The organism is uncultured Marinobacter sp., assembly GCF_963974375.1.
In the GTDB taxonomy this organism is placed as follows: domain Bacteria; phylum Pseudomonadota; class Gammaproteobacteria; order Pseudomonadales; family Oleiphilaceae; genus Marinobacter.
Genome location: NZ_CAXBDN010000146.1, coordinates 1 through 10,749 on the forward strand (window position 1 = coordinate 1; position 10,749 = coordinate 10,749).

At 57.1% G+C, this 10,749-nt stretch carries 10 protein-coding genes; 3 read left to right on the forward strand and 7 right to left on the reverse strand.

Features of this window, described 5'->3' with window-relative positions; translation table 11 throughout:
* From AAC035_RS12855 to AAC035_RS12865, 3 genes are all read left to right on the forward strand, one after another.
* Positions 1-1,810: TonB-dependent receptor (locus AAC035_RS12855; protein ID WP_339804795.1), on the forward strand; the 1,810-nt coding region annotated here is incomplete at its 5' end.
* A 57-nt stretch (positions 1,811-1,867) separates the two neighbouring features.
* Positions 1,868-2,854: an ABC transporter substrate-binding protein gene (locus AAC035_RS12860; protein WP_339804797.1), complete on the forward strand. Its 987-nt coding sequence runs from the start codon at positions 1,868-1,870 to the stop codon at positions 2,852-2,854.
* Positions 2,851-4,848 carry an ATP-binding protein gene (locus tag AAC035_RS12865; RefSeq protein ID WP_339804798.1) on the forward strand — a complete coding sequence of 666 codons (1,998 nt, stop codon included), beginning with the start codon at positions 2,851-2,853 and terminating at the stop codon, positions 4,846-4,848. Before AAC035_RS12860 ends, AAC035_RS12865 begins: the two co-directional genes overlap by 4 nt.
* 63 nt (positions 4,849-4,911) lie before the next feature.
* Here the strand turns inward: AAC035_RS12865 and gorA are convergent, their stop codons facing one another.
* The 7 genes from gorA to gspJ form a co-directional block, all read right to left on the reverse strand.
* Positions 4,912-6,273, reverse strand: a complete 1,362-nt coding sequence (gene gorA / locus AAC035_RS12870; protein WP_339804800.1) for a glutathione-disulfide reductase — start codon at positions 6,271-6,273, stop codon at positions 4,912-4,914.
* Positions 6,266-6,973, reverse strand: a complete 708-nt coding sequence (locus AAC035_RS12875; protein WP_339804802.1) for a GNAT family N-acetyltransferase — start codon at positions 6,971-6,973, stop codon at positions 6,266-6,268. Before AAC035_RS12875 ends, gorA begins: the two co-directional genes overlap by 8 nt.
* Before the next feature lie 141 nt (positions 6,974-7,114).
* Positions 7,115-7,639, reverse strand: a complete 525-nt coding sequence (locus tag AAC035_RS12880) for a type II secretion system protein M (RefSeq protein ID WP_339804804.1) — start codon at positions 7,637-7,639, stop codon at positions 7,115-7,117.
* A 2-nt stretch (positions 7,640-7,641) separates the two neighbouring features.
* Positions 7,642-8,046: a type II secretion system protein GspL gene (gene gspL / locus AAC035_RS12885; protein WP_339804806.1), complete on the reverse strand. Its 405-nt coding sequence runs from the start codon at positions 8,044-8,046 to the stop codon at positions 7,642-7,644.
* Positions 8,021-8,950 (reverse strand): type II secretion system protein GspL, encoded by a 930-nt coding sequence (gene gspL, locus AAC035_RS12890; protein WP_339804808.1) that lies wholly within the window; start codon positions 8,948-8,950, stop codon positions 8,021-8,023. Before gspL (AAC035_RS12890) ends, gspL (AAC035_RS12885) begins: the two co-directional genes overlap by 26 nt.
* A gap of 50 nt (positions 8,951-9,000) precedes the next feature.
* Positions 9,001-10,041: a type II secretion system minor pseudopilin GspK gene (gene gspK / locus AAC035_RS12895; protein WP_339804810.1), complete on the reverse strand. Its 1,041-nt coding sequence runs from the start codon at positions 10,039-10,041 to the stop codon at positions 9,001-9,003.
* A complete protein-coding gene (gene gspJ / locus AAC035_RS12900) occupies positions 10,038-10,730 on the reverse strand; it encodes a type II secretion system minor pseudopilin GspJ (protein WP_339804812.1) in 693 nt (230 codons plus the stop codon). Before gspJ ends, gspK begins: the two co-directional genes overlap by 4 nt.
* Positions 10,731-10,749 lie beyond the last annotated feature (19 nt).

The following is a 10,749-nucleotide window of genomic DNA, read 5'->3' on the forward strand; positions in this document are numbered from 1 at the left end:
CAATCAGCCCGTTGTCAGTTACCACGGCACGGTCGCCTACGAACAACGTCGTTTGCAGGTTCTGGTGGATGGTCGCACGGCCTACATGCCCAGTCTCGCAGATGTGGACTGGAATACCCTGCCCGTGCCCCTCGAGCTGATTGAACGTATCGAGGTCAGCCGTGGACCGAATTCCGCTGCCTACGGTATCAACGCTTTCCTGGCCACCATAAACATCATCACTCTGTCTCCGGAAGACACTGCAGGCGCCAGCGTTCGGGTTGCCAGTGGCAATCAGGGTTATCGCCGGATTACCGGCGCCTATGGTCATTCCGACGAGGACTACAGCTGGCGACTGAGTTTTCAGCGGCGTGAATCTGACGGATTTGACTACCTGCTTTTCCGGGCAGGGAACGGGGTGGATCAGCCTCAGCCCTTCCATAGCGGCTTTGAGTTCAATCAATTCAACTACGACTCGGTGCTGAACATTGACGGCCGCAATAACCTTGAACTTCGTGCCGGTATTACCGACGGAGTGGATGAGAAGGATGCCTACAAGTCAGGCGCGGAATTCGGTGCCCAGGAGGATCCGGATACCCTCGTAGATGACTATTATCTGCAGGCGCGCTGGAATCATCAGTTTTCTGATCGCCACCGGGTCCATTTGCAATCCAGTTTTCAGCGTTACAATCGTCGGCAGCGCTGGAGGGCCTGTGTGGAGCTGATTCCCGGGCAGCCTGAAGCCTGTGGTGATGTCAATGAAGACCTCCAGCAACAGCGACTGGAGTTCGAGTTGCAGGACACGCTTGAGGTTTCACCGGATCTGCGGCTTGTCAGCGGCCTGGGCTACCGGGAGGACGGTTATGAATCGGAAACCTTTTTCAATGGTAGTGGCGAGATCTATCAGACCCGGTTGTTTGCCAACCTGGAGTACACCCCGATTCGCTGGCTGACACTGAATGCCGGGGGAAACTGGGAAAAGTCATCCCTGGTGGATGACGATTTTTTCTCCCCCCGGGTTGCTGCGAACTTTCATCTGACTGAAAACCAGACCATCCGTTTTGTATTCTCGAAGGCGGTGCGGACTCCGGATGCCCTGGAACAGCGCGCTGACTGGAGCTACAGGCCTCGCAATGTCTCTCCTGCCCCCTACAGCTTTCTTGATGGTGTGCGCCTCGACGATGATCTGAATCTGGGCGTCGACCTGAGTGATTACTGGACACGGGCCGATGGTGACCTCAAGGAGGAAACCATCATCAGTCGCGAGATCAGCTATTACGGTCAGTTCCGGGTAGGCGACGGATTGTTGTCGACCGAAGTTCGTTTTTTCTATGACCATATACGGGATATGGTCGCCGGCTTCCTGAACGTCAGTGAGTTCGACCTCGGAAATCGCATTGCTATTGATCAGCAGGGTTTTGAGGTGGAGACCGCCTACGACTTTGGCCGAACTCGCCTGCGGGCCAGCTATGGTTACATGGATCAGGACGGGGAATATCGACTTCAGGATGGATTAAGCCCGGATATGCAAAGCAGACTGGTTGACCTGGAAGGCCGGCTTACGGCACGTCACTCCGGCAGCCTGAGCTGGATACAGCATTACCCCCGGGGATACAGCAGTGCACTCTCCTATTACTTTACCGATGAGTTCCGCACCGGAAGTTTTGAACGGGCCGATCTCCGGTTGGCGAAAAGCGTACACCGGACTAACCTTAGTTACGACTTTGCACTGGTCATTCAGCATTATCTGAATGACAATCCGCTTTTAAGCCCAGACAATAATTTTTACGAGCGGAACCATTTTTTCGTAGAAGCCGGGGTCAGGTTCTGATTTCAGTTATGGACATTTCAGGGACATCCAGAAGGATACGGTAGCGCCAGGATGGGTATGAGAAGCAGTAGCCCCCGGGTCAGAGCACTATCAGGAGCAGCGCCAGGACGAATAAGGGTCAGTGCGCAAAGCGGACGCATCTGCAGAATAATCACGGGTGTTCTGCTGCTGTTCCTGGTGGCCTCAGCACAGGCGTCCATTGTATTTATTCAGGGCTCAGGCAACCCTGCCTTTAATCAGCGTTTTACCGAACTATTGCAGAGTCATCTCGGTGACCAGGTGCTGGTGCGCCCCTTCAGTGACGATGCCCGGGCCTACCCGAAGGCACCGGTGGTTACCCTCGGGCCGGAGGCACTGACAGATTTTCTGGAGACCGACAAATCCCATCCGGTGTTTGCCCTGCTGGTAAATCGACGAATGGTTTCCGGATTTCGGGGTTCTGATGAGGTTAACCAGTCGCTGACCTCTCTTTATTATGATCCGCCTCTTCTGCGCCAGGCTTTGATTGGCCGCAGCCTGCTGCCACAGGCTACCCGGGTGTCCTTGCTGGCGCGACCGGATGACCGGTCCAGCTATGACGCGCTGATTGATGAGCTGGCCAGATTTGGTCTGGAAGCCAGGGTGTTTCTGGTAACCGGTGAGGATGTATTGATCCAGACCCTCACCCGGGCGCTCAGTTTCGGGGACTTTCTGTTGGCAACGCCGGATGATGTTATCTATAACCCGCGCACGATCAAACATATTCTGCTGACGACCTATCGTCGGAATCGACTTGTGGTCGGTCCCGGGCACGCATTTGTGCGGGCGGGTGTGCTGGCGTCGTCTTATGCACCATTGACGGGTTACGCCCGCGAATCAGCGGAGATGGTCCGTAGTTTTCTGGATTCCGGCCGATTGCCACCTCCTGCATACCCGACCGCCTTTGATATCGAAGTCAATACTCAGGTTGCCCGCTCACTGAATATTCCGCTCCCCGACCAGTCCGAGATCATAAAAGGCATTCGTGAGCTTCTCGAGCAATCCACGGCGGAGCGCCAGCCATGAGTAAAAAGGCCCACCGCTCCCTGAACGGTCAGCTGTTGCTGCTTGGCGCTCTGCCTGCGGTCTTCATGTTTGTCGGCCTGATGCTGTTTTTTACCACGGCACGGCTTTCCGATGCCCGTGATGATCTGTTTCAGAGTACTCAGGTTATGGCGGAGAATCTGGCCCCTGCGCTTGAATACGCCGTAGTTTCCGGGAACCAGCCTGTGTTGCAGCAGGTTATCGAACGGTCAATCGAAACCAGCGGCGTTGAATGGATCCGGGTAACGGATGTGCTGGGCCAGGAAATCGGAGTGATCGCTCGCGACGGGGAGGATCCCGGATCCCCCGGCGACGATGAAACCCATGTTTTCGAGTCGGATATTCTGCAGCAACCGCTTGAACTGGCATCTGGCGACAGAATGGAGTGGTTTGAGCCAGATTACCGGCTCAGAGGTGGCTCCGTCCGACTCGGTTCCGTGGAAGTCGCGGTCTCCGAAAGGGTGCTTACTGAAAAGCGTCAGGACATCATGCTGACCTCTGGCGTTGTTGGCATTTCCCTGCTGGTGTTCACCCTGCTACTGGTCAATCGCATGCTGGCACCGGTGATTGATCCCATGCGAGCACTGGCCCAGCGGGTGACGGAACTGACCAGACGGGAGTATCGCGACACCGGCAGCTCCGCCCGGCAGACCGTCGCCGAAATTGCTGAACTGGAAGATAATCTCGACGAACTGGCCCGCCATCTGAGGCAGTTGAAGGAGTCCAGGGATCACACTCTGGCACTTTCGGAGAACGCCAGGGAGCGCGCAGAATCCGCCAGTCGTGCCAAGTCTGAATTTCTGGCCATCATGAGTCATGAACTGCGCACGCCACTGAACGGTGTGCTGGGCATGGTGGACCTGGTGACAGAGGAGCCCCTGACAGATCATCAGATGGATTACCTCACCACTGCGAGGCGGTCTACTGAGGATCTGCTGACCCTGATCAATGACATTCTCGATTACTCTCAGCTGGACCAGGGCTCACTGTTGCTCGAACACGGACAATTCAACCCGCTGGATGTAGTGGAGAACTGTCTTGCCAGCTTCCGGCATGCGGCCCGACTTCAGGATCTCGAGCTTGAGCTTTCCACCGAGGGCGACTGGCCTGATAACCCGGTTATATATGGTGATGCCATCAGATTCAGGCAGGTTCTCGCCAGCCTGATTGATAACGCCATCAAATTTTCGGACTACGGCACCATCAGGGTGACACTGAGCTGGCACCAGGAAGGCGACGACAGTGTGTACCTTGCCTGTGAAGTGGCCGATGACGGACACGGCATTCCCGCCGAACGTACAGCCGATATTTTTAACGGGTTCGAGCAGGTAGACAGCTCTCATTCACGCAGTGCCGGTGGTGCAGGCATCGGACTTGCTCTGGTGCAGAAGCTTGTCGAGTTGATGGGCGGACACATCCGTCTGAATTCCGCCCTGGGCAAAGGTTCCAGCTTCCGCTTCGAGATCCCTTTTGATCGGGTCAGGCCGGCCGCTATTGAGCCTGCGGCGGTCGAGCGGAACGTTGAGCCGGCCGCTGCGACGACGCCAGTCGCGGCTCTCCTGCCCGCTGTTCCGATGGGCAATGATAGCCGACCGTCGATGCGGGCGCTGGTGGTTGAAGACAACCCGGTAAACCAGCGAGTCGCCCGCACCCTGTTACAGCGACTGGGTTTTGAGGCCGAAGCCGTGGACAATGGCCGTCAGGCCATGGCAATGGTCAGAGAGAACGGCAGTCACTTTGCGGTCATCCTCATGGACTGCCAGATGCCGGTGATGGACGGATACGAGGCAACACAGGCTATTCGCCAATGGGAATCCGAACATAATCGCAAACAGGTGCCGATTATCGCGCTGACGGCGGATGCACTGCCGGGCACTGAAGTGGCATGTCGTGAGGCCGGCATGAACGATTACCTTGCCAAACCGGTCCGAAAGCATCAGCTGAGAACGGTATTGAGCCGCTGGGTACCGCTTTAAACTCACCGGGATCGAGGGAACCGGCCAGCAAGCCTATCTGGCGCTGACCGGCCTTTCTGGCAATCAGCCAGCCGGTGTGCGCATGGTGACAAACTCTTCTGCCGAGGTAGGGTGAATCCCCAGGGTGCTGTCAAAATGTGCCTTGGTGGCACCGGCCTTCATGGCGACGGCCAGTCCCTGGATTATCTCGCCGGCATCCGGCCCCACCATATGAGCCCCAAGCACCCGATCGGTATCCGCATCCACAACCAGTTTCATCAGGCAGCGTTCGTCACGACCGCTCAGGGTGTATTTCATTGGCCGGAATTCAGAACGGAACACGGTCACCCGGTGCCCCTTGTCACGGGCTTCCTCCTCGGTAGCGCCAACGGTACCAATGTTGGGCTGACAGAAAACAGCGGTCGGTATGAAGCTGTAGTCCATATCGCCCTGACCATCACCAAACAGCCGGCGCGAGAGCACCATACCCTGACCAAGCGCAACCGGAGTGAGCTGTGGGGTGCCGATGACATCCCCCAGCGCGGTAATTGAGGGTACTGCGGTCTGAAAATGGTCATCCACCTGAATGTGACCGCTTACGGTAAATTCCACACCCAGTTGCTCCAGACCCAGCCCTTCTGTCAACGCCTGCCTGCCGGTAGCCGCCATGACCAGACCCGTGGACATGGTGCTGCCATCGGTGAGGGTAACAATATATCCGGAACCGGAGGCTTCGACGGCTTCAGCGTTGGTATTGAAACGAAGACGAACGCCCTTTTTCTCCATTTCTGTCACCAGAAAGCGACGAACATCGCCATCAAAGCCACGCATGAACAGGTCGCCCCGGTACAACAGGGTGGTGTCGACGCCGAGTCCTGCAAGAATGCCGGCAAACTCAACAGCAATATAGCCGCCGCCGATGACAACTGCCTCCCGGGGCAACTGCGGCAGGTAGAACATTTCGTTGGACGACAGGATAAGTTCTTTACCCGGAATATCCGGAAGCATCGGCCAGCTTCCGGTGGCTACGGTAATATGCCTGGCCGTCCAGGATCGCTCACCCACCTTTACCGTGTTGGCATCGGTCAGGCTGGCGGTTCCCTCGATAATGGTAACTCCGGCATTGTCCAGAAGCTGACCGTAAATGCCATTCAGTCGTTCTATTTCGGTATTCTTGTTGGCTACAAGCGTGGGCCAGTCAAAACTGATGTGCTCTTTCGGCACCTGCCAGCCGTAACCGGCCGCATCCTCAAGATCATCACCGACATGGGCGCCGTAAACGAACAGCTTCTTCGGAACGCAGCCAACGTTGACGCAGGTGCCACCAAGATAACGTGACTCGACCACCGCGACCCGGGCCCCGTACTGCGCCGACATTCGTGCCAGGCGTACGCCGCCGGACCCGGCCCCGATAACAATCAGATCAAAATCGTGAGTATCAGACACTGTAGCTCCCGTCGTGTTCAATGGATGTTCCGGTGTCAGGTTGTGCCCTGACATTGCTGGGTTTTTCATCCCTGAACAGTACAAAGTCTTCGTAGTCACCCAGGTGGATGGTACCAAGATTACGAAAACCTTCCGATTCATAAAATGGCAGATAGCGGCTGTTGCCGGTGTCCAGCACCAGCCCGTTACAGCCGGCCCGCTCTGCACAGAGTCTTTCTGCGGTAGATAGCAACAGGCGACCAAATCCCCGGTTCTGGTATTTTGGATTCACACCCATCAGGGGCAGATAGAAGGTGCCGCCCTCTGGCAGCATGGCCCGGATCTTCTGATGGTAATCCAGATACCGGCGGGTAGAGGCAAAGCCCGCTGTCAGCACCATACGCAGGCGCCAGCCGAGATGACGGGCCAGGTTCAGGCGTAGTTCCGGCTCTCCGATGAAGGCCACCGCCACCAGGGTGTCGCCTTCCATTACGCCAATGGCATCCTGATTCAGGTGGAAATACAGCGCAATGAGCTCCCGCAAGGTCGCCCTGATCCGTTGCTCATAGCCCGGTTTGCGATGGTCGAACAGGTACTGGAAGGTGGGTTCAAGTCTGTAGGCCTGAAACAATATTGATCTGGCTTCATTGAACGCGGTTTCATCCAGCCGGACCACGGTCGCTTCCTGCCAGGTATTGTTATCGTTATTCCCCTCTGCCATCTGGCGGGCTCCGTTATTCGGAAACTGTTAATACCTTCCCTCGCCCGCAACAATGAGAACCAGGGACAGAATGAACCCGGATGGGTTGACGTGCACCGGCGTCAATCGGCGACACCGGTAACTATCAAAACATGACACGAATCAGATGGCCAGCGTCAATCTGACTGAAACGACGCCTGGGGTGTTGCGGCGATCCATGGCGGCCTGGTCGATGATTACGCCATAATCCTGGCTGAGCTGTTCGAGCCAGGCGGCTACCTGGTTAAACGGTACATCCTCCAACCACACACGGATGGCAGAATCACCGCTTGGTTCGAACCGTTGCAGCGACAGACCGGAACTGCGCGCCGTTTCGGTAATGGTTGCCATCAAGGCACGGCCGTCCTGAATCTGGCTGCTGCGCTGACCCTGGCCCGCGTTGGCCGACAGGCCACGGATTGCCATCCGGTTTTCCTGCATCCAGCCGAGCAGGACTACAGCGCTGTTGCGGGCGGTCACTGCGTTTTCCCGATATTCAGCGGCAGGACGCCAGACCATGAAATACAGAACGGCGAGCACCAGTGCAAGGACCAGAAGCTTGAGCATCTGTTGATCCCGACGGGGCAGATGGTCATAACGGGCGATCATTTTGGTGATGTTGGGATTTTCTTTGAGTTTGGCGAACACGGTTAACCTCCTGAGACCGTCAGACGGGCCCGGGCACCGTCAGAATCGTTGACCACCGAACCGATACTGGCTTCGAGCCCCTGTTCGGAAATACCGGTTCGAAGTGCGCTCAGCTTCTCGAAAGTGTCTGCCCGCACGTCCACCACCAACTCACCCCGCGAACTGGAGTAATTCACCGACTGGAACATCATCGACTGGTTACCCGGCAGTCTTGAATACTGCTGTCCCGCCTGTTTCATCAGGGCGATGAAGCCTGCATCTGATCCCTGTTGGCCAGCGGAACGCAGCTGCCCTTCCAGTATACGTCTCACATTTGCAGGGCTGGCGCGACGATCTTCCGGAAACGCTTCCCGATAAATGGCCATGGCCTGCTGCTGAATGTCAGTGGCTTGTTGCTCGTGATACATGCCCTGGGCAATCTGCCCCCCCCGTGAGCAGCACAAACCAGATGGCCGCGATGGCGATAGCTGGTCTCCAGGCTTTCAATGGACTGGCCTCGCTGGAGATTGCCGAATACCCCGCCTGACACAGGTTGATAGGGTCGCTGAGGTGATGATGATGGGCGTGGCCCAGCAATTCAACGACGCTGCCTTCCAGTTTCTGGCGGCGAACCGCCAGTCGCGGCGTGGCCGTCAGGTGACTCATGAGCTCTTCGTTGTCAGTGGACCAGGCATCCGTGGCGAAGATACCAATACTGACCTCAGCCACCACTTCCTCCTCCGATGGCACCGCCAGAGTCTGGGCAAACACCGGCAGATTCTCCGGCCGCATGGTCAGCCATTCGCCGCGCTTGTTGGCGACGAGTGCCTCGCTGTCGGTCAGGCAGATGGTCCAGTCATGATCATTGACGGGCAGCAGCGAAGCGTCCGGATACAGGGCCTCCAGATGGACGTCTTCCCAGTCGTCGTACAGATTGCGCCAGTAAGCCATACGCAGGTGATCAACGGCAGCAACGCGATAACCAGTGCCATCCTGCTTGCCGAGGGCCAGGTGAACCGACTCGATGTCCTGGGCCAACTGTTCCTCTACCGCAAAAGGCAAGGCCTGGCGGATATAACGGGCCTGTTTGGCGGGAATGTCAGCGAAACAAAAAAGCGCCTGATCGCCGGGAATCAGGCCAATCAGCCTTACGCTCTCCAGCGAATTGCGACTGAGGGCCTGCTCGATCTGGTCCCGGCTTTCCCGTTCTCCATTGGCCTGCTGCTCTCCGCTGGCATCCAGCAGTACCCAATCGAAAAGCCTGCCGGGGGATTCATCGGCGTCCGCCGGGATATCTTCCGGCAGCGGCCTGGCATAGAGGTGGTATGGCATAGTCTTGCGTCCTTGTTTTATCAGTCAGTGGGCAGCGCTGTTACCGAACACTAACCCTCTGTCACCGCAAACGGCTCTTTGGTAATCCTGTTCTTCTGGCCGGAATCCCGTGACACCGTCGATACCTCTCCCTGCTGGCTGCGGTAGACGGTACTGACCAGATCAACCACTCGTTCGTCCCAGGTCACCCGGGAAACCACTTCAAAGAACATGGAGTTCAGCCGCAGGCCATCGGGCCTCAGCCCCAGCCCGGCAAACTCCGGAGACGCCAGAAAGTCCTGCACGTTCAGGAAGCGTTGCTCTGTCCTGCGCTCAATAACCGCAACTACCTGGGCATCTGTCAATTCCATATGCAACGAGCGAAGTACCTGGGCTGTTGCCATATTAACATTGATACCGGTGCCGGATACCGGAAGTGCCGCAACATGCGGGCGTAATAAACGGTAATAGTCTTCGGTCATGCCCTCAATCAGGCGCAGTTCACTGACGCTGACAAAAGGCTGATTGGCGGCCCGGTAGGGTGGATTCGCCATCAGATACTGACCATCTTCCGCACCGTAGGCGCTGATGGTTTCTTCATCCGGATCAATCCAGTCAATCAGCGCGTCCACATGGACTTCGGTAATTTCCAGCGCCATCAGCAGGCGCATCAGCCGTTCCCGGGTCTGGGTGTTGACCTGACCTGCGGGAGTTACCAGATCGTTGAGATTGATGCGGCCGGACAGATCATCCACCTGAACCTCCGCCACGCCGCCGTCGTCCAGAGGCAACACTGCTGCGTATCGGGCCCAGACTTCGTCCGGGCTGTCCACATACTCATTGGCCTCGCGGTCAGACTCAAAATCACGCACCAGAATCTGTTGGGCAAAAGCCTCGACACCCAGAGCAACGCTATAGCCCTGGGTCTGGGCGAGATAGTGACCGGCCTTGAATACCCGGACGCTCTGGTGTCGGGTCATACCGGCGGTCATCATCACCACCAGCGCCATGGACAACAGCACCATAATCAGTGCCATACCGGACTGGTGTGCGGGTTTCCTGAACAACGCCTTGCGGGTGCGGCGAACACAACTATCAGGACGGCCGATCATCCGTCATTCCCCGTATTGTTGGTATCGCTGCCGGTCTGATCTTCGCTGCCACCGGTCTCCTGTTGGTCTTCTTCGTCCCCACCCTCCGAATCTTGCTGACCCTGCTGGGCAATGCTGGTCTGGACTGCCAGGGTATCAAAATCAGGCATCAGAAAAAGCCGGCTGAGCTCGTCGAAACGCTTATGCACCACGGTGAGTTCCACCGCCTTTGGCAGCGGCATGACCGGCACCGCATTGGTGGTGCCGGTTGATGTGTCCTGATCGTCAGGGGGCCAGTTCTCGCTCCAGTTATTCTGGTCATTGAGGAAGCGGACGGTAAATTCGGAAACACCTGTCAGAATGACAACGTCCCTGCTCTCTTCTTCCTGGCCCTGGTCAGCCATTACCCAGTAGCGTCGACGCAACTCTTCACCGGTAAACTCCCAGGCGCTGCGCTGGAGTTCACTGCGCCTTGCCCCCAATGGATTTCGCCAACCCTGACGGGTAACCACCAACACATAGTCTGTACTGCGACTGCTGAGGGCCGGCTCGAAATCGCCGTAAATATTGCGCACCGGCCGGTTCACCATCTGCCTCAGGTCCCGTTCCAGCAGCAGGAAGGTCTGCTGCAGGCCGTCGAATTCCGCAGCCACCTCATCCACCCGCTCACGGGCAGTGGTTACACCTGACAGCACCCAACGATCACCCATTGAACCAACTTATGAGAGA

Excerpts from the sequence above, each read along its gene's own strand:
- AAC035_RS12875 (WP_339804802.1), bottom strand. The coding sequence starts at position 6,973 with ATGGCAGAGGGGAATAACGATAACAATACCTGGCAGGAAGCGACCGTG.
- gspL (WP_339804808.1), bottom strand. The coding sequence starts at position 8,950 with ATGCCATACCACCTCTATGCCAGGCCGCTGCCGGAAGATATCCCGGCG.
- AAC035_RS12865 (WP_339804798.1), top strand. The coding sequence starts at position 2,851 with ATGAGTAAAAAGGCCCACCGCTCCCTGAACGGTCAGCTGTTGCTGCTT.
- gspK (WP_339804810.1), bottom strand. The coding sequence starts at position 10,041 with ATGATCGGCCGTCCTGATAGTTGTGTTCGCCGCACCCGCAAGGCGTTG.
- gspJ (WP_339804812.1), bottom strand. The coding sequence starts at position 10,730 with ATGGGTGATCGTTGGGTGCTGTCAGGTGTAACCACTGCCCGTGAGCGG.
- gspL (WP_339804806.1), bottom strand. The coding sequence starts at position 8,046 with ATGTATCACGAGCAACAAGCCACTGACATTCAGCAGCAGGCCATGGCC.
- AAC035_RS12860 (WP_339804797.1), top strand. The coding sequence starts at position 1,868 with ATGAGAAGCAGTAGCCCCCGGGTCAGAGCACTATCAGGAGCAGCGCCA.